The 26,110-nt window shown below is 57.8% G+C and carries 21 protein-coding genes; 9 read left to right on the forward strand and 12 right to left on the reverse strand.

Features of this window, described 5'->3' with window-relative positions:
- Window positions 1-55 precede the first annotated feature (55 nt).
- From aroE to ACQUQP_RS01840, 5 genes are all read right to left on the reverse strand, one after another.
- Entirely contained in the window at window positions 56-883 is an 828-nt protein-coding gene (aroE, locus tag ACQUQP_RS01820) for a shikimate dehydrogenase (protein ID WP_432697113.1), read from the reverse strand.
- Between the two features lie 2 nt (window positions 884-885).
- Complete coding sequence (hemF, locus tag ACQUQP_RS01825; RefSeq protein ID WP_432697114.1) at window positions 886-1,800, reverse strand: oxygen-dependent coproporphyrinogen oxidase; 915 nt, start codon at window positions 1,798-1,800, stop codon at window positions 886-888.
- A gap of 24 nt (window positions 1,801-1,824) precedes the next feature.
- Window positions 1,825-2,382, reverse strand: a complete 558-nt coding sequence (locus ACQUQP_RS01830) for an L-threonylcarbamoyladenylate synthase (RefSeq protein WP_432697115.1) — start codon at window positions 2,380-2,382, stop codon at window positions 1,825-1,827.
- Window positions 2,383-2,584: 202 nt separating this feature from the next.
- Window positions 2,585-3,682 carry a DNA-processing protein DprA gene (gene dprA / locus ACQUQP_RS01835; protein WP_432697116.1) on the reverse strand — a complete coding sequence of 366 codons (1,098 nt, stop codon included), beginning with the start codon at window positions 3,680-3,682 and terminating at the stop codon, window positions 2,585-2,587.
- An 18-nt stretch (window positions 3,683-3,700) separates the two neighbouring features.
- On the reverse strand, window positions 3,701-4,747 hold the full coding sequence (locus ACQUQP_RS01840; RefSeq protein ID WP_432697117.1) for a LysM peptidoglycan-binding domain-containing protein: 1,047 nt from the start codon (window positions 4,745-4,747) through the stop codon (window positions 3,701-3,703).
- A gap of 156 nt (window positions 4,748-4,903) precedes the next feature.
- Between ACQUQP_RS01840 and def the strand changes: the two genes are divergently transcribed.
- The 5 genes from def (at window position 4,904) to ACQUQP_RS01865 (ending at window position 10,634) form a co-directional block, all read left to right on the forward strand.
- Complete coding sequence (def, locus tag ACQUQP_RS01845) at window positions 4,904-5,416, forward strand: peptide deformylase (protein WP_432697118.1); 513 nt, start codon at window positions 4,904-4,906, stop codon at window positions 5,414-5,416.
- Between the two features lie 70 nt (window positions 5,417-5,486).
- Window positions 5,487-6,437, forward strand: coding sequence for a methionyl-tRNA formyltransferase (gene fmt, locus ACQUQP_RS01850; protein ID WP_432697119.1), 951 nt, complete (start codon window positions 5,487-5,489; stop codon window positions 6,435-6,437).
- Window positions 6,438-6,442: 5 nt separating this feature from the next.
- Window positions 6,443-7,774 (forward strand): 16S rRNA (cytosine(967)-C(5))-methyltransferase RsmB, encoded by a 1,332-nt coding sequence (gene rsmB / locus ACQUQP_RS01855; protein WP_432697120.1) that lies wholly within the window; start codon window positions 6,443-6,445, stop codon window positions 7,772-7,774.
- Window positions 7,771-9,147, forward strand: a complete 1,377-nt coding sequence (trkA, locus tag ACQUQP_RS01860) for a Trk system potassium transporter TrkA (protein WP_432697121.1) — start codon at window positions 7,771-7,773, stop codon at window positions 9,145-9,147. Before rsmB ends, trkA begins: the two co-directional genes overlap by 4 nt.
- Before the next feature lie 38 nt (window positions 9,148-9,185).
- A complete protein-coding gene (locus ACQUQP_RS01865; RefSeq protein ID WP_432697122.1) occupies window positions 9,186-10,634 on the forward strand; it encodes a TrkH family potassium uptake protein in 1,449 nt (482 codons plus the stop codon).
- Here the strand turns inward: ACQUQP_RS01865 and ACQUQP_RS01870 are convergent.
- On the reverse strand, window positions 10,631-11,536 hold the full coding sequence (locus tag ACQUQP_RS01870) for a lysophospholipid acyltransferase family protein (protein WP_432697123.1): 906 nt from the start codon (window positions 11,534-11,536) through the stop codon (window positions 10,631-10,633). The genes ACQUQP_RS01865 and ACQUQP_RS01870 overlap by 4 nt on opposite strands.
- Before the next feature lie 181 nt (window positions 11,537-11,717).
- On the opposite strand from ACQUQP_RS01870, the gene glyQ reads away from it, so the two are divergent.
- Window positions 11,718-12,692 (forward strand): glycine--tRNA ligase subunit alpha, encoded by a 975-nt coding sequence (glyQ, locus tag ACQUQP_RS01875; protein ID WP_432697124.1) that lies wholly within the window; start codon window positions 11,718-11,720, stop codon window positions 12,690-12,692.
- Entirely contained in the window at window positions 12,692-14,764 is a 2,073-nt protein-coding gene (gene glyS, locus ACQUQP_RS01880) for a glycine--tRNA ligase subunit beta (RefSeq protein WP_432697125.1), read from the forward strand. Before glyQ ends, glyS begins: the two co-directional genes overlap by 1 nt.
- Window positions 14,765-15,614: 850 nt before the next feature.
- Here glyS and ACQUQP_RS01885 read toward each other — a convergent pair.
- Window positions 15,615-15,803, reverse strand: coding sequence for a hypothetical protein (locus ACQUQP_RS01885; RefSeq protein WP_432697126.1), 189 nt, complete (start codon window positions 15,801-15,803; stop codon window positions 15,615-15,617).
- A gap of 584 nt (window positions 15,804-16,387) precedes the next feature.
- Window positions 16,388-18,022: a winged helix-turn-helix domain-containing tetratricopeptide repeat protein gene (locus ACQUQP_RS01890; RefSeq protein WP_432697127.1), complete on the reverse strand. Its 1,635-nt coding sequence runs from the start codon at window positions 18,020-18,022 to the stop codon at window positions 16,388-16,390.
- A 208-nt stretch (window positions 18,023-18,230) separates the two neighbouring features.
- Between ACQUQP_RS01890 and ACQUQP_RS01895 the strand changes: the two genes are divergently transcribed.
- On the forward strand, window positions 18,231-18,398 hold the full coding sequence (locus ACQUQP_RS01895) for a hypothetical protein (protein ID WP_432697128.1): 168 nt from the start codon (window positions 18,231-18,233) through the stop codon (window positions 18,396-18,398).
- A 60-nt stretch (window positions 18,399-18,458) separates the two neighbouring features.
- On the forward strand, window positions 18,459-19,223 hold the full coding sequence (locus ACQUQP_RS01900) for a dienelactone hydrolase family protein (RefSeq protein ID WP_432697129.1): 765 nt from the start codon (window positions 18,459-18,461) through the stop codon (window positions 19,221-19,223).
- A 224-nt stretch (window positions 19,224-19,447) separates the two neighbouring features.
- Here the strand turns inward: ACQUQP_RS01900 and gyrB are convergent, their stop codons facing one another.
- The 4 genes from gyrB to dnaA form a co-directional block, all read right to left on the reverse strand.
- Window positions 19,448-21,871 carry a DNA topoisomerase (ATP-hydrolyzing) subunit B gene (gene gyrB / locus ACQUQP_RS01905; protein WP_432697130.1) on the reverse strand — a complete coding sequence of 808 codons (2,424 nt, stop codon included), beginning with the start codon at window positions 21,869-21,871 and terminating at the stop codon, window positions 19,448-19,450.
- The gene (recF, locus tag ACQUQP_RS01910) at window positions 21,861-22,976 is read right to left on the reverse strand and encodes a DNA replication/repair protein RecF (protein ID WP_432697131.1); all 1,116 of its coding nucleotides are present in this window, start codon (window positions 22,974-22,976) and stop codon (window positions 21,861-21,863) included. The genes gyrB and recF overlap by 11 nt, the downstream gene beginning before the upstream one ends.
- 61 nt (window positions 22,977-23,037) lie before the next feature.
- Complete coding sequence (gene dnaN, locus ACQUQP_RS01915; RefSeq protein WP_432697132.1) at window positions 23,038-24,141, reverse strand: DNA polymerase III subunit beta; 1,104 nt, start codon at window positions 24,139-24,141, stop codon at window positions 23,038-23,040.
- Between the two features lie 28 nt (window positions 24,142-24,169).
- Entirely contained in the window at window positions 24,170-25,738 is a 1,569-nt protein-coding gene (gene dnaA / locus ACQUQP_RS01920; protein WP_432697133.1) for a chromosomal replication initiator protein DnaA, read from the reverse strand.
- Window positions 25,739-26,110 lie beyond the last annotated feature (372 nt).

A 26,110-nucleotide genomic window follows, 5' to 3' on the forward strand; every position in this document is an offset into this window, starting at 1 on the left:
GAGTGTCACCCCGTTATACCGCCCAAGACTTTGATTATGCAAGGCTCTCGGCTGATCAATTAGCGTTCAGCTGTCGCCTTACACTGTCAATTACGTCGCTGGTCTGCGGCTTGACGCCGCGCCAGATGCGGAAGGATTCGGCAGCCTGCTCCACCAGCATACCCAGGCCATCCATCACTTTCCCGGAGCCCGCCGCTTCTGCCCAGGCACAGAAAGGCGTCTGTTCAGCGCCATACATCATGTCGTAGCAGGTGGTTCGACGCGCTACCACATCGGCAGGAATCGGTGGCAGCTCACCCTGCAGACTGGCCGAGGTGCCGTTGAGCACCAGGTCGAAAGGAGCCGGATCGATTTCGTTAAAACCGCAGCCGGATACCACACCCAGATCACTGAACGCCCGCGCCAGCTCCTCGGCCTTGGCACGGGTGCGGTTGGCGATGACGATCTGCGCGGCGCCCGCCGCAAGGAAGGGCTCAAGCACACCGCGCACTGCTCCGCCGGCGCCAAGAATCAGCACGCGGGCACCCTGCAGCCGGGTGCGGTTATTGGCCAGGTCACACACCAGCCCGATACCGTCGGTATTGTCACCACAGAGCTGGCCCTGCTGGTTCATATACAGGGTGTTCACCGCTCCCGCACGCTCCGCCGCCGGAGAGCGCCACTGGGCCATCTCCCAGGCGCGCTGCTTGAACGGCACGGTGATATTCAGGCCTTTTCCACCCTCACGGAAGAACGCCTCGACACAGGTTTCAAACTGCGCCTCGTCGATGCACTCCGCACCATACTCCAGCGTTTCGCCGGTCTGAGCGGCAAAGGCGGCATGGATCTGCGGCGACTTGCTGTGTTTGATCGGATTACCGAAAACGGCATAGCGATCGGCCATGATCATACCTCCAGCCAGTTACGGGGTTTCAGGTAGCGCTCATACAGCTGCGCCTCCTCTGAGCCGGCTTCCGGCGCCCAGTTGTAGTCCCAGCGCACCTCCGGTGGCAGCGACATCAGGATCGATTCGGTACGTCCACCGGACTGCAGCCCGAACAGGGTGCCGCGGTCGTAAACCAGGTTGAACTCCACGTAACGGCCCCGACGATGCAGCTGGAAGTCACGCTGACGCTCACCATAGGGGATATCCCGACGCTTTTCGATGATCGGCAGGTAGGCGGGCAGGTAGGCGTCACCGATGGAGCGCATCAGGGCAAAGCTGTCATCGAAGCCACCGGCATTCAGATCATCGAAAAAGAGACCGCCGATGCCACGGGGCTCATCGCGATGCTTGAGGTAAAAGTAATCATCACACCACTGTTTGAAACGGGGGTATATATCTTCACCGAAAGGCGCACAGGCCTGCTCGGCGGTGCGATGCCAGTGGCTACAGTCTTCGTCGAAGCCGTAGTAGGGAGTCAGGTCAAAGCCACCACCAAACCACCAGACTGGCGGCTCGCCCTCTTTCTCGGCAATAAAGAAACGTACGTTGGCGTGGGAGGTCGGTACATAGGGGTTATGGGGGTGAATCACCAGGGAGACCCCCATCGCCTCGAAACTGCGACCAGCCAGTTCCGGCCGATGCGCCGAGGCAGAGGCGGGGAGGCCGGCACCGTAAACATGGGAAAAGTTCACGCCGCCTTTTTCGATCAGGCCGCCATCCTTGATCACCCGGCTGCGGCCACCGCCACCGAGTTCACGTTCCCAGCTGTCCTCCTCGAAGCCGGCACCGCCGTCGATTTGCGCCAGGGCATCGCAGATGCGGTCCTGCAGACCTAGCAGATATTGTTTTACCGCTGCCGTATCGGGCGCCGACATAAATCCTCCGAAGTAAATACTAACTTACGACCTAACAACCCTACTATCTGAAAGGTCGCGAATGGTAGTTGGCTTTTTCAGGTCACCGAGCTCACCGTCCACCACAAAATCGACATCACTACCGAAGTAAGTCCTTACTTTCAGCTTTGTTTTTGCCGGCGCGGCCGCGCTCACATTTGCAGATGTAGAGACGATGGGACCACCATAGGCAAGCGTCAACGCCCGCACCACCGGGTGGTCACTGACACGCACCGCTACACCCCTGTGCTGGCCCTTGACCCAGCGCGGAATCAAATTCTTCGGATCCGGAATCAGCCAGGTATTGGGCCCCGGCCAGGTCTCGCTCAACAGCTGCCGCTGCTCAGCGGAGAGCGGTGCGAGCAGAGGCTCTATCTGGCCTTCACCGGCCGCAGCGAGAATCAGTCCCTTGTACTCGGGCCGTCGCTTGATGGCCAGGAGTCTCTCAACGGCCCTGGGATTGAAAGGATCACAACCAAGCCCCCAGACCGCCTCGGTAGGATAGGCAATGATGCCCCCCGCCTGCAGGACCCGGACTGCCTGGCGAATATGCCACTCGTTCACAGCTGGTTCTCGCTCAGGGGAACCTGGACACAGGTTCCGCGGTTAAAAGGCGTGAAATTAACCAGTTGGTCACCGCTTTGCAACTTATTGCGCGGCTTTGACGGCAGAGCCGGATACCCCGATCCACTGAACCGGATTGCAGCCCGTTAGCGGATGCCAGGCGGGATGGCTGGTCTGACGGCCCCTCTCGATATTCTCAAGGTCAAGCGATACGCACAATCAGACTGCCGCGCAATTCGATAAGCCCTTCGAGTTCCAGCCGCATCAGCTGCTGCTGCAGTTCGGCGGGCCCCAGCATCACCCGCTGCGCCAGATCGTCAAAGCTGGTCGGGTCGAAGGGGATCTGCAAAAGCAGGGGATCCTGCTGAACATCCCCAGGCGTATCTGCAGGCTCAGCGGCCTGCAGTTGCAAACTCCCGAGCAGAGGCGCCAGCTCCTGCAGGATATCCTCACTCGACTCCACCAGCACTGCGCCCTCGCGGATCAGCGCATGGCAACCCTTGCTTAACGGGTTATGCACCGAACCGGGCAAGGCAAAAACCTCGCGCCCCTGATCCAGGGCCTGGCGTGCCGTTATCAGGGAGCCGCTTCGCGGCGCGGCCTCGACCACCAGCGTACCCACGCTCAAGCCGCTGATGATGCGGTTACGGCGGGGAAAGTTCTGTGCCAGCGGCTCCGTTCCCGGGGGATACTCCGACACCAGTGTACCTCCGGATTGGCGGATCTGCTGCGCCAGGTGCCGATTCGCCGCCGGGTAGCACCGATCCAGCCCGGTCCCCATCACCGCGACGGTTTTGCCTGTACGGTCCAGTGCCCCCTGGTGTGCCGCTGCATCGATTCCCCGCGCCAGCCCACTGCAGATGCCCAGGCCGCCAGCGGCAAGCTCAGCGGCAAAGCGGTATGCCTGCTGGGCGCCACCCCGGCTGGCGTGGCGACTGCCAACTACAGCCAGCTGAGGCAGACCAAGGATGGAGGGATCGCCATCGATCCAGAGCAGGATGGGTGGATCGTGTATCTGACGCAGAAGATCAGGGTACTGCGGGGCGTCGAAGCTGAGCAGGGTCCAGCCCTGGCTTTCAGCCAGCTCCAGGAGTTCGGTGCATTGTTGGTAAAACTGACCACCGCTGCGGTAGCTGGTGATCGCATCCCGGGTGGCGGGTTTGAGGCGTAAAGCACCGCTCAGCGCTTCACTGTAGAAAAGATCGGGGGCCGCGACACCCTCGGCCCGGAGCCTGGCCAGTGTGGCTGGGCCGATGCCGGGCAGAAGGCTTGCAGCGATCCAGTCCCTTGGATCGCTCATTCCGGTAAGTCCTTTAAATCAGGGGCTTTTCAGCTTGTCACCAACGCTGATTACGTTGGTAGCGCGCATCACCAGCCCGTAGCTGACTTTGTTGAACACCTTGAAGACCATCAACTCGCCGGCGCGCTCAGAAGGCAGGGTGATGGTTTCACCGGTCACCGGGTCCTTGACGACCTCACCGCGGTTAAAGACGGCGAAGACATTGCCGGTCTCGACACCTTCGCGTTCACCCACGTTGAGTGCAACCACATCGAACTGGCCTATCTTTTCGATACCGCCCAGTACCTCCATGATCACAGCCTTGTCGATCGCCTCACCCGGGGAGGGGTAGAAGACGGAGTTGATGCGCTGTTCATCGCTGGGAATGACGCGGTCACGCACGCGGACCTCTTTCTCGAACGAGTCGCTCAGATCCATGGTCAGCACCTGAGTTGCCTCATCCATCGCCATGATGCGACCATCGGCCACCCTGTCGAGCTCATAGCCGAGCAGTTCGTTGGTTACCGGGTCGTGGTAGGCCCGGGCCGGACGGTAAACGCCCTGGAAGGAGACATCCTCCACCGGAATACCGCGGGCGTAGATACGATCACCCGCACCGGCAACGATGCGCTCGTTTTTGCCGCCGATCACATAAGGCGCTTTTTCGAGCAGATCTTCATCAACCACCCGGTTATTGTTCAGGAAGGCAGCAATATCCTTGAGCGGGATCGACGGGATCGCCTGATCCAGCGGCAATACGCGTACCTTCGGGCCGAGCTTTTTAACGCCCCGCTTGAGGCCAAGCCGCGGCTGTCCATCAACCCAGGTCAGGTAGATGATATCGCCGGGGTAAATCAGGTGGGGGTTATCGATCTGCGGATTGACGTACCACACGTCTGGCCAGAGCCAGGGGGATTTCAGAAAGTGTCCGGAGATATCCCAGAGGGTATCGCCTTTAACAACCACGTATTCGGTAGGATGTTCATCTGCCAGTTCTATCCGGTCCTGTCGGACCTCTGCCTGTGCAGGGCTGCCAAGCAGCAGGACTGCCGCTGTCAGCGACGCGCAAAGCAATCGGTTCATCATTCAGTTCCCTTGTAATGCAAACGAGCTGCAGGTAGCACCGGCATGGCTGAAACCCGAGACGTCTGAACATGCATTAGACAACATTATCAGTATAATAGGGCGAATCTTACTTTTCTCCATCCGACATGCCCGTCGAACACCGTTTAAGCAGATACTATGTCCAAACTCAAGATTCTTGAATTTCCTGATCCTCGACTGCGTACTATCGCCGAACCTGTCTCCGCTGTCGATGACAGTATCAGGCAACTCGTCGATGACATGTTCGAAACGATGTACGACGCACCGGGTATTGGGCTTGCCGCAACCCAGGTCAACGTACACCAGCAGATCGTTGTCATCGACCTGTCGGAAGATCAGTCAGAGCCTCTGACCCTGATCAACCCCGAATATACGGTACTGGACGACACTCTTGAAGAGATGCAGGAAGGTTGCCTGTCAGTTCCCGGCTTTTTCGACAACGTCAATCGCCCACAGCGGATTCAGGTTACCTCCCTCAACCGTGAGGGCGAAGAACAGAATTTCGTGGCCGAAGGCTTACTGGCTGTCTGTATCCAGCACGAGCTCGACCACCTCAACGGCAAGTTGTTTGTCGATTACCTGTCTGCCCTGAAGCGCAACCGCATTCGCGGCAAACTGGAAAAGAAACATCGCGCCGAAGTGTCTAACTAAGACGCGCACCAACCCCAGACAGGTTTGCTTCGGCAAGCCTGTTTTTTATTCCCGAGACGAAATCGACACCATGACCAGCCAGCCTCTGAGAATCATCTTCGCCGGCACCCCCGACTTCGCCGCCGCCAGCCTTGCTGCAGTCCTCAACACCGAACACCAGGTCATCGCGGCCTACACCCAGCCTGACCGCCCAGCTGGCCGCGGCCGTAAACTCAAGCCCAGCCCGGTCAAGGCACTGGCGCTTGAGCATGATATACCGGTGTACCAGCCGATCAGTCTGCGCGATGCAGAGGCCCAACAGGAGCTGGCGTCGCTGCAGGCAGACCTGATGATCGTGGTTGCCTACGGTCTGATTCTGCCCCAGGCGGTACTCGATACACCGCGGCTCGGCTGCATCAACGTTCACGCCTCACTGCTGCCGCGCTGGCGCGGCGCCGCGCCGATCCACCGGGCGCTACTGGCGGGCGACCAGGAAACCGGCATCACTATCATGCAGATGGATGCCGGCCTGGATACCGGCGACATGCTCAGCATCTCGCGCTGTCCTATCGAATCCACGGATACCAGCGGTGTGCTGCACGACCGCCTGGCCGCACTGGGCGCACAGACGCTTGTCGACACCCTGGATCCGCTCGCAGCCGGAGAGCTGACACCCGAGCCCCAGGATGACGCCGCTGCCTGCTATGCCAGCAAGCTGGAAAAGCAGGAAGGGCTGCTGGACTGGGCGGCCCCCGCCGCATCCCTGGCGCTGAAGATCCGCGGGCTCAACCCCTGGCCGGTGGCCTACACTGAATTTGAACAGCAGACGCTGAGGGTCTGGAAAGCCAGCGCCGAGGCGGGCCACACCGATGCCGCGCCCGGCACTATTATCGAGCAGCGCCGCGACACGCTGCTGGTCGCAACAGGGCAGGGCAGCCTGGCACTGGAAGAGCTGCAAATGCCCGGCGGTCGCCCCATGCCGGTATCGGCGCTGCTCAATGCACACAAGGAGCGCTTTGCTCCCGGCAAGCGACTGGGTTGATCAGGATGAATATACGGGTAAGAGCGGCAACACTGATCGCTTCGCTGCTGCAGCAGCGGGGCTCGCTGAAAACTCTTCTGCCGGAGGCACTGGATGGCTGCGAACCCCGTGACCGCCCGCTGCTGCAGCAACTGTGTTACGGAACCCTGCGCGATCTGTATCGCCTTGACGCTATCGCCGGCCGCCTGCTCAAACGGCCCTTCCGCGAGCAGGACGAGGATCTCCACGCCCTGCTGCTGATCGGCCTGTACCAGCTGCGCTCCCTGCGCATCCCGGCGCACGCCGCCGTCAGCGAAACCGTCGATGGCGCAGAACACTTCAATAAAACCTGGGCCACCAAGGTACTCAATGCCGTGTTGCGACGCTTTCAGCGCGAACAGCAACAGCTCGAGGAATCGCTGGCGCAGGATGAAACCTTTCAGTGGAACCACCCCAAGTGGATGATCGAAAAGCTCAGGCATAACTGGCCAGATCACTGGCAGGCGATTCTCAGCGCCAACGATCTCCAGGGCCCCATGACGCTGCGTGTTAATAAGCGCTTACTTACTCGAGACAAGGCCATAGAGCTGCTAAACCAGCAAGGTATCGACGTTATTCCAGGCAGATTCTCGCCCCAGGCGCTGACCCTGTCAGAAGCCAGGGATACGGATGAGATACCGGGCTTTGCCGACGGCGCCTTCAGCGTCCAGGACGAAGCGGCGCAACTGGCCAATCAGCTGCTCGACATCCAGCCAGGCCAGAGAGTGCTGGATGCCTGCGCAGCCCCAGGCGGCAAACTCTGCCATCTGCTCGAAGCGACCGCCAAACACGGCGATGTGGTCGCCGTGGAGATGGAACCCTCGCGACTTGAGCGCACCCGCGACAACCTGGAAAGACTGCGTTTATCACACGAATGCACCCTGCACCTTGGTGATGCCAGTGCCCACGACTGGTGGGATGGCAAGCCGTTCGACCGCATTCTGGTGGACGCACCGTGCAGCGGCACCGGTGTCATCCGGCGCAACCCGGATATCAAGGTGCTCCGGCAGAATGAGGAGCTGCTCGGGCTGGCCAGCCTTCAGCTTAATATTCTCGAGAACCTCTGGGGCATGCTCAAGCCCGGCGGCCGGCTGGTCTATGCCACCTGCTCGGTATTCCCCCAGGAAAATGAGCGCATTGTGCAACGCTTTGTTAAACTCCACGCCGATGCCAGCTCAGTCCCTGTGCCCCTTACATGCGGCATAGAGCGACCTTTCGGTCGACAGCTGTTCCCGGTCGAGGGCGGGCACGACGGTTTCTTCTACGCAATCCTGACAAAACATCGCGATACGACTGCTAGCAGCCGAGGCTCTGAATGAAGATCATTATTCTGGGTGCGGGGCAGGTAGGCGGCTCTCTGGCCGACCACCTTGCCAATGAGGCCAACGATATTACCGTGGTCGACACCGACACCAGTCGGCTGCGCGAGCTTCAGGATCGCCTGGATATTCGCACTATCGAAGGCAAGGCGTCCTATCCCAGCGTACTTGATCAGGCCGGTGCCAAGGATGCCGACATGCTGATCGCCGTCACCAACAGTGACGAGGTCAACATGATCGCCTGCCAGGTTGCCCAGACACTGTTCAAGGTGCCGACCAAGATCGCCCGTGTTCGCGAGCATGACTACCTGCAGAAAAACAAGGCGATCTTCGATAACAAGGCGATTCCGATCGACGTCCTGATCAGCCCGGAAGAGCTGGTCACCATGCATATCAAGCGCATGATCCAGCACCCGGGGGCACTTCAGGTACTCGACTTCGCCGAGGGACAGGCGCAGCTGGTCGCCGTCAGAGCCTACTACGGAGGCCCGCTGGTAGGCCGCGAGATCTCCTATCTGCGCGCCCATATGCCCAATATTGACACCCGCGTGGCCGCTATCTTCCGGCAGGACCGCCCGATCATCCCCACCGGCGATACCATCATCGAAGCGGATGACGAGGTGTTCTTCATTGCGGCACGCAACGATATCCGCGCCGTGATGAGCGAACTACGCCGCCTGGATAACCCGTACAAGCGCCTGATCATCGCCGGCGGCGGCAATATCGGCGCGCGCCTTGCCAGCACCATCGAGAACCAGTTGCAGGTCAAGATCATTGAACGTGACATCGACCGCTGCAACCAGCTGGCACGCCAGCTCAACAACACCATCGTGCTCAATGGCAGCGCCTCGGACCGGGATCTTCTGCTCGAAGAGAACATCGAGGACACCGATGTATTCTGCGCCCTGACCAACGATGACGAAGCCAATATCATGGCTTCGATGCTGGCCAAGCGCCTTGGCGTACGTACCGTGATGACCCTGATCAACAACCCGGCGTACGTGGACCTGGTGCAGGGCGGAGCGATCGATATCGCGATCTCGCCCCAGCAGACCACCATCGGCGCCCTGTTGACCCATGTACGTCGGGGTGACGTGGCCGCAGTGCACTCCCTGCGACGTGGTGCCGCCGAGGCGCTGGAAGCCGTTGCCCACGGCGATCCGCGTAGCTCCAAGGTTGTGGGCCGCATGATCGAGGAGATCGCGCTGCCACCGGGAACCACCATCGGCGCGATTATCCGCAAGGACGAAGTACTGATTGCCCATGATGATGTGGTGGTCGAAAATGGCGACCACGTCATCCTGTTCCTGGTAGATAACCGACGTATCAACGATGTGGAGCGCCTGTTCCAGGTCGGGCTCACCTTCTTCTGACAGTTTTTCAACCACGACAGCGATAGCGACACGAACCTATGCACTTTAAAGTGATACTGCGCATTCTGGGCATCCTGCTCATGATTTTCAGCATTACGCAGCTGCCCCCCATGGCCGTGTCGCTTTATTTCAACGACGGCGCAGTGCATGCCTTTGCCATCGCCTTCGGTATCACCCTGCTGATCGGCTTCCTGATCTGGGTACCGGTACACAGCGTGCGCCAGGACCTGCGTACACGGGACGGCTTCCTGATCACCGTGCTGTTCTGGAGCGTACTGGCCGCCGCCGGTAGCCTGCCGCTGCAGCTGTCGGAATCCCCCCACCTGAGCTTTACCGATGCGATTTTCGAATCCCTGTCGGGCTTAACCACTACCGGCGCCACGGTGATGACCGGGCTGGATAGCCTACCCAAATCACTGCTGTACTACCGTCAGCAGCTGCAGTGGCTTGGCGGCATGGGGATTATTGTACTGGCCGTAGCCATCCTGCCGATGCTGGGTATCGGTGGTATGCAGCTCTACCGGGCAGAGACACCGGGACCGGTCAAAGACTCAAAGCTGACGCCACGTATCACCGAGACAGCGAAGGCGCTCTGGTATATTTACCTGTCACTGACGGTCGCCTGCGCTCTGGGCTACTGGGCCGCGGGCATGTCTCTTTTCGACGCCATCGGCCATAGCTTTTCAACCGTCGCCATCGGCGGTTTTTCCACTCATGACGCCAGCATCGCCTACTTCGACAACCCGCTGATCGAGTCGATCTGCATCTTTTTCATGGTCGTGTCAGGGGTGAATTTCGGGCTCCATTTTTTCGCCTGGCGCCAGAAAACCCTGTTTCACTACTTCAAAGATCCTGAATTCAAATTCTATCTGGGCCTGCTGACGATCATAACGGCCATCAGCTTTGTCGCTCTGGTTCTAAGCGCAACCTACGAACCACTCGAAAGCTTCCGCAAAGCCTCGTTTATGGTGGTCTCGATCGCCACCACCACCGGCTTCAGCACCGCCGACTTCGCACACTGGCCCGCGATGCTGCCCTTCATGCTGTTTGTGGCCGCCTTCGCCGGCGGCTGTGCCGGCTCTACCGGTGGCGGCATGAAGGTGATCCGCATCCTGCTGATTCTGAAACAGGGGCATCGTGAGATCCTTCGCCTGATCCATCCCAGCGCAGTGATTCCCGTGAAGCTGGGACGACGCCCAATCAGTGATAACGTGCTTGAAGCGGTCTGGGGCTTCTTCTCGGTCTATCTGCTGGTGTTTGTCATCATGCTGATCGTCCTGCTGGCCACCGGCCTGGACCAGGTCACCGCCTGGTCTGCCGTCGGCGCGACACTGAACAACCTCGGTCCCGGCCTGGGCGGTGTGGCGCTGCACTATGGCGAGATGAACGACGCTGCCAAATGGATTCTGTGTCTGGCGATGCTGTTGGGGCGCCTGGAGGTATTTACCTTCCTGGTACTCCTTTCGCCCGCATTCTGGCGCCGCTAACGGCGTATCCGATAGGGGTCGCGGGAGCCGTCCTCCCGACTGTAGAAGCGTTTGTACTCCCACTGGTACTGCGCCGGACATTCATCCACACAGTGTTCGATACTGCGGTTCATAGCTGCGGCCGACTCCTCTACATCCTTGCTGTTGATACCCGCGTCCGCCAGTGAGAAACGCAGCTCAAAGCCTTCGCCGTTATCCAGGCGGCAGGCGTATCCGCAAATCACTCTGACGCCGGTCTGGGCCGCAAGCTGGGGAAACAGCTTCATCGTCAGGGCCGGCTCGCCATAGAAGGGGACAAAGATGCCGCCCGCACGATCGGGCTCCTGGTCCGGTAACACACCGACAATCTCCCCGCCGCGCAGCGCCTTGATCAGCATTCTCACACCGCGGGTATCGGCCGGCGCCATTTTCGAACCGAGACGCGCACGGCGCTTCAGGATCAGCCGGTCGAACAGCTTCTGGCGGGGCGGTTTATACATCGCCGTAACCGGGTAGTGACGGGAAAGGTACAGATTCATCACCTCCCAGTTCCCCAGGTGCGGAGCAATCAGCAGAATTCCGCGGCCATTATTGAGCTCTTCGGCGATCAGCTCTTCGCCTTTCACCGACTTGATCTTCTTCAGCACCCGCTCCGGCGACCACAACCAGGACATCCCCATCTCGGCCAGGGAACAGCCCGTATGTTCCAGGCTCTCGCGGATCAGGGCGCTGCGCTCGGCATCGGCCTGTCCGGGAAAGCAGAATTCCAGGTTAATACGGGTGATCGTAAAGAGCTTCTGACGGTCTCCCTGGCGATAAACCCAACGCCCCATAAAACGGCCCAGCCCCTGCGCCCAGGACAGGGGCAGCAGCGATACCAGCCACATACAGAAAATAGCAAAATACGCCTTGTACTCTTTCACAACCTGTCCATCCCGCTCTGAATCTATCGACGAATTATAACGGCCAGCCACCGAGAACCAATCAGGCGATCACCACCTTGCACATCTTTACCCCTCCATAGCGCTCTGATCCTTTGCACGCCAGCACTTTAGGGTCCCATTCGTGTATAATTCGCGTCTTATTTTGTCCACTTCGAATTCAATGGTGATTTCCGTGACTGACAAGGTTAAACCAGACGTTAGCACTTTCCAGGGACTGATCCTGGCCCTGCAGCATTTTTGGGCAGAGCAGGGCTGCGTCATTGTTCAGCCGCTGGATCTCGAGGTTGGCGCCGGCACCTTCCATCCCGCGACTTTCCTGCGGGCAATCGGACCCGAAAACTGGCGCTCAGCCTACGTGCAGCCCAGCCGTCGACCCACCGATGGACGCTACGGCGAAAACCCCAACCGCCTTCAGCACTACTACCAGTTCCAGGTAGTTCTCAAGCCCAACCCGGATAACTTCCAGGAACTCTACCTGCAGTCGCTTGAACGTATCGGCGTTGATCCGCTGGTCCACGACATCCGCTTCGTCGAGGACAACTGGGAATCGCCCACCCTTGGCGCCTGGGGTCTGGGCTGGGAGATCTGGCTGAACGGCATGGAGGTTTCCCAGTTTACCTACTTCCAGCAGGCCGGCGGTCTCGAATGCTACCCGGTAACCGGCGAGATCACCTATGGCCTTGAGCGTATTGCGATGTACCTGCAGAAGGTCGACAGCGTTTACGATCTGATCTGGTCCCGTGCACCGGACGGTACTGTCGTGACCTATGGTGACGTTTATCACCAGAACGAAGTCGAGCAGTCCACCTACAACTTCGAACACGCCGATGTCGACACGCTGTTTGGCAACTTCGATTATCACGAGCGTGAGTGCAACAAGCTGCTGCAACTGGAAACGCCGCTGCCGCTGCCAGCCTACGAGCAGGCCCTGAAAGCATCCCACACCTTTAACCTGCTGGATGCCCGCCACGCGATCTCTGTCACCGAGCGCCAGCGTTACATCCTCCGCGTACGTACCCTGGCACGTGAAGTCGCCCACGCCTATTTCAACGCACGTAAAGCACTCGGCTTCCCGCTTGCAGATCCTGAACTGCGCGATGAGGTTCTTGCCGCCAGCCAAGAGGAGACCCACTGATGTCGGCTAAAGATTTTCTGTTTGAGCTCGGCACCGAAGAGCTTCCGCCCAAGGCTCTGCAATCCCTTTCCGCAGCGCTGGTTAACGGTATTCGTGAAGGCCTTGAAGGCCTGCTCGGCAAAGAGCAGCTCGCCAATACCGGCTTCAAGGGCTATGCAGCGCCACGACGTCTGGCAGTACTCGCCACTGACCTCCCCACAGAAGTACCAGAGAGCCGCACCCTGGTTTCAGGCCCTCCGGCCAAGATCGCCTTCGATGCGGACGGCAACCCCAGCAAAGCCCTGATCGGTTTTGCCCGCAAGTGCGGCGCCGAAGTCGACCAGCTGAGCGAAGTGAACGGCAAGTACAGCTTCGAGCAGGTCAATCCTGCCCAACCGGTCGCGGGCCTGCTGGCAGATATCGTAACCGGCGTACTGGAAAAACTGCCGATCCCCAAGCGTATGCGCTGGGGTGCTTCCCGGGCCGAGTTCGTTCGCCCGGTTAAATGGGTTGTCATGCTGTTTGGCGACGAAGTGATTCCCTGTGAAATCATGAGTCACCAGTCCGGCCGCCACACCCGCGGTCACCGCTTCCATTACAACGAACAGATCGAGCTCTTTGCCGGCCGTGAATATGCCGAGACGCTGAAAGAGAAGGGCAAGGTACTGGCAGATTTCTCTGAGCGCCAGGAACTGATCCGCTCTCAGCTGCTCGCCGAAGCCGAGCGCATTGGCGGCAAGGTCGTGATCGATGAAGGCCTGCTTGAGGAAGTAACAGCCCTGAACGAATGGCCGGTGGCGCTGACCGGACGCTTCGAGGAGCGCTTCCTGGATGTACCCTCACAGGCACTGATCTCCTCCATGGCGGACCATCAGAAATACTTCCACCTGCTGGATGCCAACGACAAGCTGCTGCCTTATTTCATCACCATCGCCAACATCGAGTCCAAGGACCCGCAGCAGGTGATCGAGGGTAATGAGAAGGTAATCCGTCCGCGCCTGGCCGATGCGGCCTTCTTCTTCGAGACCGACAAGAAGCACACGCTGGAGTCCCGCACCGAAGCGCTTAAGAAAGTTGTATTCCAGAAGGACCTGGGCACCGTCTATGACAAGAGCGCTCGCATCAGCGGCCTTGCAGGTCTGATCGCAGAACAGATCGGCGGCGATGCCGATCATGCGTCCCGCGCGGGTCTGCTGTGTAAAGCGGATCTGGTCTCCGATATGGTACTGGAGTTCCCAGAGCTCCAGGGCCTGATGGGCTACCACTACGCGCTGAACGACAGCGAGCCGGAAGAGGTGGCACTGGCGCAAAACGAGCACTACATGCCTCGCTTCCACGGTGACGAACTGCCACAGACCAAGACCGGTATCGCGGTAGCTATTGCCGATCGTCTGGACACTCTGGTCGGCCTGTTTGGTATCAATCAGCCACCTACCGGTTCCAAGGACCCGTTCGCCCTGCGTCGCGCAACACTGGGCGCTCTTCGCATTATTGTAGAGCGAGGACTGGAGCTGGATCTGCGTACCTTGCTTCAGGCAGCTGCCGATCAGTATTCAGCACTGCCAGCGCAGGATAGCGTCGTCAACGACGTACTCGAGTTCATGCTGGAACGCTTCCGTGCCTGGTATGAAGAGCGGGGCATCAGCGTCGACAACTACATCGCTGTTCACGCCCTTAAGCCGACCAAGCCGCTGGATTTCGACCGTCGTGTTCGAGCCGTATCGCACTTCCGTACGCTGCCTGAGTCTGCGTCTCTCGCCGCCGCCAACAAGCGTGTCAGCAACATTCTGAGCAAGCTTGAAGGCGAGATCGCCACCGACATCGACCAGAGCCTCCTGGGCGACGGTGCTGAAGCAACGCTGGCAAACGTGGTTGCTGAGCTTGAGAGCGAGTTGGCACCGGCATTTGCAAAGGGCGACTACCAGTTCGCACTGGAAGCACTTGCCAAACTCCAGGGCCCGGTAGACAGCTTCTTTGATGACGTTATGGTCATGGCAGATGACGAGAAAGTTCGCGATAACCGCCTCGCGCTGCTGACCAAGCTTCGCAACCTGTTCCTTGGCGTTGCGGACATCTCTCTGATCGCCGGCTAATCTCCGCTATTTGCTAAAGGCTCCTTCGGGAGCCTTTTTTGTTTCACGTGAAACACTGAGGGCCTAATTCACTTTGAAGTGCACGTCCCGTTCCACGTGAAACCTTATCGTTCAAAATGAAATACCAACCTTAAGTAACACACCCTCTGACAGTTAGAGCCGGCAGTTAACAGCCCGAGCACCATTAACGTCCTTCCCATATTGAGGCCACCATAAAGCGAAGCCCCTCATGGCGATGCTCGAGACTCTAAACGAACGGACTCTCGGCTTCCCCTGCAGCCGCTTTCTACATTGAACACCGACCCTTTAAACCGATAAGCGTCGTTAAATGCCGTGTAGCGTGATTACTGCTTTCGCAGACACGACTTTGTACATCCAGTCTGAGCTAGACCTTCAAGAACTCAAATTGGCGTAACTGAAAACTAAGCCAGACACGCCTAGTCGCAAGTTATCGAGGCGATCCTGGTCGGAAAGTATTTTCGCTTACCAAAGCTACCGCCAGCCATATTTCACCCCGCACCTCAGTCAGAGCCAAAGTCCGAAAGCAGGCAACTCCAACCTGGATGATGAAAACCCTTTTTTATTTCTCACACCCTGAATGCGCTCGAAGCTTAGCTGTCCCTCAGTAGCCTAAATTCCGAAGCGGTTATCAGTTTCACGTAAAACATAGCGGCGTCTGTTTTCAGACAAACATTCTAATCTTGCTTCAACTTGAGAGCCCTGGAGAACTGACGCATGACCCTCTGGAGGGGAGAAAGCGGGTTACCTTGCTCGTTAGTGCCCCTTTTGCGAAAGCCCTTTTAGGAGCAAACAAACAACCGAGAAACTTATGTTGTCAGCGACAGGGATGCTAACCAGCTTCAAAAACAGCTACCAACTGGGCGACGCGAAGAGGGATGATACCCACCAGGCTTTTCTTCAACCCTTTTGCGATGCTGCCAGCACATCCGGCGTGGAGTTCGTTTCGTAGATAGGCTTGAAGCTCTCCTTGAACATGCCCGCGCTCATTTCGATAGCGAAGGGCAGAGAATGCTTTCATAGGCCAAGGTATCTATAGAGACCATCAGGCAGATCGTCGGCGCATCCTGGGGGCATGACCCGCTTGGCAGAGCGGGCGAAAGCAGGACGCAGCATGATGGCCAAAGCCTGGCTGAACGACAGCCTGCTGTCCTGGTTCGAAATAAACTAAAAAGCCTTGGACAGCGCACTGGCTGCAGAGTTAAAGGGCTAATTCTGATATAGACCTGGGCAACAACTTACAACAGGGGGCAGCGTAAACCTACTGGCAAGACTTACCTGTAAAACACAGCGTTGAGTCCAAAGCCTGTTTTGTATCACTAGCAGGCCGCGCCTGATGAAGAGCAGCAGAGAAAAAGCATACGAAAAGGAGAGGATTCTAGGCGGCGACCTTTTATTTACCGACGCGTGGATGGCCAGCCTGGATGAGCAGCCTGAACGCATATCTGCACCAGAGCAGTGATCAGGCAGGCCAGGCAGGCCGGGATTAACGATTACATCTGGAGAGTGATTGCTGCCAGCCCTTACACTTGCGTTGCTTGGTGTAAATCCGATAAGAGAAGGGGGTAGAACTACCAGACTTTGCTAAGCTGCTCAGTGAGCCTTTTATTCACCCCCGGCAGCCCCCCCAAAGCCTATTGCATCTACCGCCTGGACAACAGTATATCCAGGAGATGAGTCAAACAGCATCTGCCGGTACTCCTGTGCCCTAAACAGATCTCCGCTACCCATGGCACTGCCTAGCGCGAATACCTGATAACCCGTAAATCCGGGAGCCTTGGTCAGACACTCCTGTTCAAGTGCCATCGCCTCCTGATACTGTTCCAGTCCCCAAAAGATTCGCCCCAGGTTGTATGAATAATAGCTTGGCCTGCTTGGGTTAAGCGCCATCGCCCTCTGCGCGTACTCTTTGGCCTCCTCAAACCTGCCAAACCTGGATAGCGCACGCCCAAGGAAGAGCAGGTTATCTGCATCACCCGGAGCCAGTTCTACCGATCGCTGAGCGGCATCCAGAGCACCCTGGATATCTCCTGCAAAGCCTTTTGCTATTCCCAGTGCCTGGTAGGCAGTTGGCAGCATCGGATCCAGCTCAATCGCTTTTTCTATTTTCTTTATCGCCTCGTCCAGCGTGACATCGTCGCGCCAGCCAAAAGCTGCTTCGATCGCCTCTATCCAGCCCAGGGTCATCCATGCGGAAGCAAGATCGGGATCTTCAACCAGCGCTTGCCGGAGCTCCTCAATCCCGGCCAGCGCATCGGCAGGATTCAATCTGTGTTTGCGTGCCACACCTCTGAGTGTCAGTTCGTAAGCATTAAGGCTCGCAGGAGGGCGGCGCAGCACCTCCTGCTTCTCGGTCTCACGTATCGACGACAAAAGGGTGCCTACGATTCTTTCAACGATAGCGCCCTGGATTTCGAAAAGCGTCTCTGCTTTGGCTGTGTAGCGATCGGCCCAGACCGTCTCCTGATTACTGCCATTTACCAGCATGACTGAAATTACGAGCTGGTCGTTGACACGTCGGACAGTACCATCGAGCACATACTGCACCCCGAGTCTGTGCGCTGCATCCGCGGCACCCGCACCCTTGGCAGCGGCGTCAAATGCCGCCGAACGTGCAAGTACAGTGAGGTCTGCATTGCGGGCCAGTTCTATAGTGAGTTCTTCAGACAAACCCTCTGCGAGAAAACGGCCCGGTTCAGCACCGTCGGAAACGTATAGCGGCATGACCGCTATCGAGTGAGGACCAGGCTTAACGGGGTAGGAAGCGGAAGGGTAAGGCCGAGTGATTAGCCAGACCAGTCCGACAGCAGTGACGGTAATAATGGTTAACAGGATGATGGCGCGTCGAAAAAGGGACTTACTGCTCCTTATCATCCGACGGCCATTCCTATCCTCACTGGCAGCTTTAATGCCGGCCACCCGCCCAGAAGACTCTACAGTGACCGGTGAAACCAGTCGGAAGCCGAAGCGCGGAACCGTGCGGATTACCCGTTGCCTGTCTCCGTTGTCGCCTATCGATCTGCGCGCCGAGGCGATGCGTGCACTGATAGCGCCATCTGACACACAGCGCCCTTTCCAGATTGCCTGGATCAGCTCCTCTCGCGAAGCAGCACGTCCGCTTTCCTGCAGCAGATAGTGGTGAACATCAAAGACCTGCGGCTCTACATGAACTCGCTGCCCCTGACATACCAGCTCACGCCGGTCGGTATCCAGCGAACAATTATCAAAACGATAAATCATCTTCGGCCCTCATTTGGGCGGGCAACTCTCCTTATTGTAGAAAAATTGGCGAAACCTTCAGGTCTTCTTCAAGCAAACCCAAAGACCAATACGAATAATGAACCAGGCTTCCTCCGGCCCAACCGCGCAACAGAACCATCAACGATGGACCGGATATCCAAAGCGGCCTCAACGAGGTCAACACCAGGCTCAATTGCGGAGGTTTGAAATGAAACTCTTTAGAAATTCACTATGGCTGAAAGCGCTGACCATCTGCCTGATGCCTGCCTTGATGACCGGTCGCTCACTCGCTGAAGGCGTGGCTCGCATGGAGTTTTACCCGGTAAGCTCGGCAACGATGGACGACAGTGCTTTTCTTTCCAATGGAGAGGGCTAGCCGGTAACGCTCGCGGGTGCCCTGTATCTACCAACCAAGGGCAATGACAAACTCCCGGCGATGATACTTCTACACGGATCCAGCGGGATTGGCGGTACAGACTCCCTTACCGATTACAGCCGACAATTCCTGAATGGCTTAGGCGTGGCAACCTTCGTGATCGACAGTTTTTCAGACCGAGGCATAACTCAGACGCTGACCGATCAATCCCGCCTGGGACGTTTGCAGGCAGTCTACGATGCCTACCGTGCTCTTGAGCTTATCTCTGAACACCCTCGTATTGATCGGGACAGGATTGGGGTTATAGGTGTTTCACGTGGAGCAGCCTCGTCAATGTTTTCTGCGATCTCGCGTTTTGAAGCGATGTATGGCGCAAAAAACGGAGCTCGCTTTGCTCTCCATGTGGGATTTTCGACACCTTGTGCCCGACAATATGCCGGCAGGGATGAAACGACAGGCAGTCCGATACTGATCCTTCATGGTGAGGCCGATGACATTGCGTTACTGGATGCCTGTCAGAAGTACATCAGCCAGCTTCAGCAAAATGGCGTTGAAGCGAGGCTCATAAGCTACCCGGGCGTTCACCACGCCTTCGACAGTCCAAAAGTCCCGAATATGGTTTTAAAGACTGCACAGAATCCATCGAAATGTCGTGTAGGCGAAAACGACGAACATCGGCTGGTTAATATGGACACTGGCGAACCCTTCGCCTGGGACGACAGCTGCGTTACCCGCGGCTTTACCCTCGGCCATGATGCCTCGGCAAGCGAGGCATCCTATCGGGAGTTAGGGGAGTTTGTGCGGCGCCAATTCGGCCTGGACTGAATCGAACGACAGCGGAAAGCTTCGCGAACTCTATTTCGGAAACAGAGCTTAGATAGCAAAGATCCCTGCCAGGGATCCAGAGTGATACTGAGCACTAACACCGAGCCCTCGGCCAAAGAGCCAGCAGCGGACGAAAAAACAAAACCCCGATCACAATGATGACCGGGGTTTCTCGGTAGGCTGAAAGCAGCCTAAGCCGCCTTTCTCATTTCAACCCAAACTCATCAGACGTCCAGGTTGGCCACGTTCAGCGCGTTGGATTCGATAAAGTTACGACGCGGTTCAACCTCATCACCCATTAGTGTGGTGAACAGCTGGTCAGCGGCTATCGCATCCTCAATGGTTACCTGAAGCATACGACGCGCGTTCGGATCCATGGTGGTCTCCCACAGCTGGTCGGGGTTCATCTCACCCAGTCCCTTGTAGCGCTGTATGGCGTTACCACGGCGCGACAGGTCCATCAGCCAGCGGATACCCACGCCAAGATCGTTCAGCTCGAAACGGCGCTCTCCGCGCTGCAGGAAGGCACCATCCTCAAGCAGAGACTGAAGCTCTTCGCCCAGCTCAACGATATTGATCACGTCCCGGGAGCGGAACAGGTCCGGATCAAGCACGTAATCGGTCGCTACGCTGTGGTGGATATGACGCACATGCGGGATGTAGATGCTCTTTTCCTTGTCCAGCTCGACACTGCAGGTATAGCTCTCTGCGGTGTTGGTCGCATAGGCGATCAGCGCTTCATCCAGGGCTTTCACCCAGGCCTCGACCTTCTCCTGTGACGCCATGTCCTCCGCCTTGAGTGACGGCAGGTAGAGCAGTTGGTTGAGTGCAGCCCTGGGGTAAAGCTTGCTGAGACGCTCGACGGTCTTTTCCACCTTGCGGTAGCGGCTGACCAGGTCCTCCAGCGCAGCACCGGAAACAGGCGGCGCATCTTCACTGACATACAGCGCAGCGCCATCCAGAGCGCCCTGCAGCAGGTAGTTCTCCATGGCATCATCGTCCTTGAGATACTGCTCCTGCTTACCCTTCTTGACCTTGTACAGCGGCGGCTGGGCAATGTAGATATATCCGCGCTCGATCAACTCCGGCATCTGACGGAAGAAGAAGGTCAGCAGCAGGGTACGGATATGGGAGCCATCCACGTCCGCATCGGTCATGATGATGATGCGGTGGTAACGCAGCTTCTCCACATCGTATTCGTCGCGGCCGATACCACAGCCGAGAGCGGTGATCAGGGTGCCTACCTCGGCAGAGGTCAGCATCTTGTCGAAGCGTGCCTTCTCGACGTTAAGGATCTTACCCTTGAGCGGCAGAATCGCCTGGGTACGACGATCACGTCCCTGCTTGGCAGAACCACCTGCGGAGTCACCCTCCACCAGGTAAAGTTCAGACAGTCCCGGGTCTTTTTCCTGACAGTCCGCCAGCTTACCCGGCAGACCGGCAATATCCAGTGCGCCCTTGCGGCGGGTCATCTCACGGGCCTTGCGGGCCGCTTCACGGGCTCGGGCCGCATCGATCATCTTCTGAACCACCGCCTTGGCGTCCTGCGGGTTCTCCAGCAGATACTCGCCAAGCTGCTGGGACATCAGCTGCTCGACGGCGGTTTTTACCTCCGAGGAGACCAGCTTGTCCTTGGTCTGGGAGGAGAACTTCGGATCAGGTACCTTAACCGAGATGATCGCAGTGAGGCCTTCACGGCTGTCATCACCGCTGGTGGAAACCTTGCCGCCCTTGTTGAGCTGCTCGGATTCGATGTAGTTGTTCAGGGAACGGGTCAGCGCGGCGCGGAAGCCAGACAGGTGGGTACCGCCGTCACGCTGCGGGATATTGTTGGCGAAGCAGTGGAGGCTTTCCTGGAAGCTGTCGTTCCACTGCATCGATACCTCAACACCGACACCGTTTTCGTGCATGGCGTTGAAGTGAAAGATCTTGTTGACCGGCGACTTGTTCTGATTGAGGAACTCGACAAACGCGGCCAGACCGCCTTCATATTCGAACACCTCTTCACGACCACTGCGCTCATCCTTCAGGCGGATACGCACGCCGGAGTTCAGGAACGACAGTTCGCGCAAACGCTTGGCAAGGATGTCGTACTGGAAGGCGATGTTGCTGAAGGTGTCTTCGGACGGTTTGAAACGGACGATGGTACCGCTGGACTCGGTCTCGCCGATCACTTCCAGGGGCTTCTCGGGCACACCGTGGTGATAGACCTGCTCGTGCACCTTGCCGGCCCTGCGAATCGTCAGACGCAATTCGCTGGAAAGGGCGTTAACCACGGAAACACCCACGCCGTGCAGACCGCCGGAGACCTTGTAGGTGTTGTCATCGAACTTACCACCGGCATGCAGCACGGTCATGATGACCTCGGCCGCGGAAACACCCTCTTCCTTGTGAATATCGGTGGGGATACCACGCCCGTTATCGGATACGGTGACGCTTTCATCCGGATGGATAATAACGCCGATCTCGGAGCAGTAGCCGGCCAGCGCCTCGTCGATACCGTTATCGACAAGTTCGAAAACCATATGGTGCAAACCGCTGCCGTCGTCCGTGTCGCCGATGTACATCCCGGGGCGCTTGCGGACGGCATCCAGCCCTTTCAGTACCTTGATACTGGACGAATCATAGCTCTGGTTTTCACCGCTCATCATGTTCTCCTGGTGCAGCAGACTGCGATATTTTTCCCTGCTCGACTTTAAACAGCCTGACCGGCGTATCGGCATCCCAGACACGGCTCAGCAGACCTGGCTCGACGCAGGTTATAAAGCACTGATTAGTGCTGTTTTCCAAAAAGCGACAGAACTGGCGGCAATGTCTTTCGTCCAGTTCTGACGGTAGATCGTCGATCAGATAAACGCAGGCTCGCTGGCTCTGGCGGTAAAATAACGCGCCCTGGGCCAGCTTGAGTGCACTGACAACGAGTTTTTTCTGCCCGCGGGACAGGCGTTCAGCGGCATCCTGGCCATCCGCACGAAACCGGAGATCGGCTCGTTGAGGGCCACTGCTACTGAAACCCTGACGCAGGTCGCGCTCGAAGTTCTCTTCCAGCAGCTCGGCAAGGGGCCGTTTTGAATCCCAGCCCTGTGAGAAGCGAAGCTCTACTCTGACGTCCTTGAGGAGCTCGGCCAGTATCTCTTCAAACACCGGTTTCAGCGCCTCGATATAGGCCGCTCTCAGCTCGGTTAACGGCTCGGCAAATGCGACCAGCTCGGCATCCCAAAGCGCCCTTACGCGGGCGTCGATTTTACCACATTTCAGTAACGAATTTCGCTGTTTAAGTACACGATGAAAGCCGCGCCAGAGACGGATAAATCCAGGATCCGAATGAAAGCCGCCCCAGTCGACAAACTGGCGCCGTATCGACGGCGATCCCTCGAGCAGATCGAAGGTGTCCGAATTGATAACCAGCAGTGGCATCAGACTGGCAAGCTCAGCGGAGCCGAGACTCTCCCCGGCGTAGCGGACTTTTAATTCAGCATCACGGCTGCGGCTGACACCCAGCGGGCGCGGTTCGCCGGTACCCTGGGCATCGATCTGGGCAAACACCAGGAGCTCGCTCTGCTCGCTCTGGATCACCTGACGATACTGCTGGGTGCGAAACGAACGTCCAAGCCCCAGCATGTGAATCGCCTCGAGCAGGCTGGTCTTGCCGCTGCCATTTTCACCAAAAAGAAGATTGATCCGCGGAGAGGGGGTCAGCTCGACATGGCTGAGGTTACGCAGGTTAGACACCTGCAGTTGCGAGATCAGCATAATGGGCGATAAGCGAGAAGTAAGCACTCACATAAAAGTAAGTGAGTGCTTACATATATCATTACATGCGCATCGGCATGACAACGTAGGTCGCATCCGGCTCATCGAAGCCTTCGACCAGCGCACTGCTGTTGGAATCGAACAGGGTAAAGCGCACCACGTCCGAGTTAAGAATGGACAGAACGTCGAGCAGATAGTTGACGTTGAAGCCGATCTCCAGCGAGCTGCCTTCATAATCCACCGCAACGCTTTCTTCCGCTTCTTCCTGCTCCGGGTTATTGGCCATCACCTGCAGCATGCCATTGGACAGCGACAGGCGCACACCGCGGTACTTCTCGTTGGAGAGAATCGCGATACGGCTGAATACCTGACGCAGTTCGAGACGATCGCCCAGCATTACCTTGTCGCCGTTACGCGGGATAACACGCTGGTAGTCCGGGAACTTGCCATCCACCAGCTTCGAGGTGAAGGTAAAGTCACCCACGTTGGCACGGATATGGTTGGCACCGATCACCAGGCTCACCGGATTTTCACCACCCTGCAGCAGGCGCGCCAGCTCGAGGATACCCTTGCGCGGCACAATGATCTGGTGCTGAACGTCGCTGCCCACTTCCACTTCGCTGACCGCCGTGGCCAGACGGTGACCGTCGGTAGAAACCGCGCGCAGTGTGCCGTCCTTCACCTCAAGCAGCATGCCGTTGAGGTAATAGCGCACATCCTGCTGCGCCATGGAGAAACCGGTCTGTTCGATCAGGTGACGCAGGGAAGCCTGCGGCAGCGTCAGCTGCATCGCCTGCGGGCTGTCTTCCACGTTCGGGAATTCACTGGCCGGCAGGGTGGAAAGCGAGAAGCGGCTGCGGCCGGACTTGATCACCATCTTCTGGCCGGTCAGCTCAAGCTCGATCCGGGCATCATCCGACAGCGATTTACAGATATCCATCAGCTTGCGCGCCGGAACCGTCACTGAGCCGGCTTCAGCCGGTTCATCCAGCTCGACGCGGCCGATCAGCTCCACCTCAAGATCCGTACCGGTCAGCGAGAGTTGGTTACCCTCGGCGACAAGCAGGATATTGGAAAGCACCGGTAACGTCTGACGACGCTCCACAACGCCCGCTACCAGCTGTAGCGGCTTGATGAGTGCTTCACGGGAAATTACGAATCTCATGGCTGTCTACCTTGTCTGGATCCGAGTACTACGCCGTCAGATGACGCAGCAGGTTTTTGTAATCTTCAGCGATGTCCGTATCACTCTCGCGCAATTCTTTGATTTTGCGACAAGCATGGAGCACCGTGGTGTGGTCTCGGCCACCGAACGCGTTACCTATCTCCGGCAGGCTGTGGTTGGTCAGCTCCTTGGCCAGGCTCATGGCGACCTGACGGGGACGGGCGACCGAACGACTGCGCCGCTTGGACAGCAGATCGGAGACTTTTATCTTGTAGTAATCCGCAACAACGCGCTGAATGTTGTCAATACTAACCTGTTTGTCCTGCAATGCCAGCAGGTCCTTAAGTGACTCTTTTATAAAGGGAGTATTGATCGCGTTACCGGTGAAATGGGCGTTGGCGATAACCCGCTTGAGCGCGCCTTCAAGCTCACGCACGTTGGAGCGGATCTTCTGCGCCAGGAAGAAGGCCGAATCATCGGGCAGGTTGACCTTCGCCTCCTGCGCCTTCTTCATCAGGATCGCTACACGGGTTTCCAGCTCCGGTGGTTCAATCGCTACGGTCAGACCCCAACCGAAGCGGGACTTGAGCCGCTCCTCGACACCGCTGATCTCTTTCGGATAGCGGTCAGAGGTAAGGATCATCTGCTGGCCACCTTCAAGCAGTGCGTTGAAGGTATGGAAAAACTCCTCCTGGGAGCGCTCCTTGCCGGCGAAGAACTGGATATCGTCGATCAGCAGGGCATCGACGGAACGGTAGTAACGCTTGAAATCATTGATGGCGTTCAACTGCAGCGCCTTGACCATGTCGGCGACGAAGCGCTCGGAGTGCAGATAGACGATGCGCGCATTCGGGTTGCGCTTGAGCATCTCGGTGCCCACCGCATGCATAAGGTGGGTTTTACCGAGACCGACGCCGCCATATATAAAGAGGGGGTTGTAAGCACCACCCGGGTTGTCCGCCACCTGCTGTGCCGCCGCCAGCGCCAGCTGGTTGGATTTACCCTGAACGAACGACTGGAAGGTAAAGGACGGGTTCAGGTTGGACTGGTGACGGATGCCACCCTCAACCTCGACCCGGCGCTCACTGCGCATCGGCGCCCGCTCATCGCTCGGCAGCATATCCAGCTCAAGCTGCGGCTCCAGGCTGTAGCCTTCATCAACCGGCTCAACCCGCTGTGGCACGGGGTTCTCGATTGGGCGGCTCGGAGTCTCAGGGGCAATGTCGGTTTCTGTCGCCAGATCGGCTGAAGGCGCCATCTCGCTCATCGCGCCTGCCGCCCGCTTGCGAATCGGCGCGGTACGACGGCGAGCGGCAACAGGCGCGCTGGACGCAGCTGCGCGACCAGCGCCGGCGCGCCCGGCAATCTCAAGGTGGACTTCGGTACTGATATCGCCGGTCACGTCAGCAACCACCTGACGGATACGGGATAGAAACTTGTCGGCAACCCAGTCACGAACAAAGCGGTTGGGCGCCAGCAGGACAAGCGCACTGTCAGCCTCATCAGCCCGAAGCGGGCGAATCCAGGTATTGAACTGCTGGGCAGGAAACTCCTGCTGCAGGCTCTTCAGGCACTGCTCCCAAAGTTCGACCGACATCCCTTGACCCCTGAAAATGCACTTAAACGAACGCCGGGATGATCTGCCCTGACGAGCCAGCCAACCCAGTCTTGTTATCTAGACCGGCTATTCTAACGGCTCGGCGAGCAGTTATACACAGCTGTGAGCAAACTTTTTCACATCCGATGTTTTCGGCCCTCGAAGGCCTTCCAGGTCAACCTTTAGTGGGCCTTATCCACCAAAACACCGACCGGCACAGGTTTAATACAGCCTTTCAAAAGAGTTATAAACATCGCATATTTATGTAATTTATACTTTTTTTAAATTTACACACAGAATTATACGGTTTCGGGTTTAAAGCACCGCCAGAAGCGTAATAATTGGTCCACAGAAGTGACAAAACGCCGGAGT

It is taken from the genome of Marinobacterium sp. YM272 (assembly GCF_050908845.1).
Taxonomy (GTDB): domain Bacteria; phylum Pseudomonadota; class Gammaproteobacteria; order Pseudomonadales; family Balneatricaceae; genus Marinobacterium_D.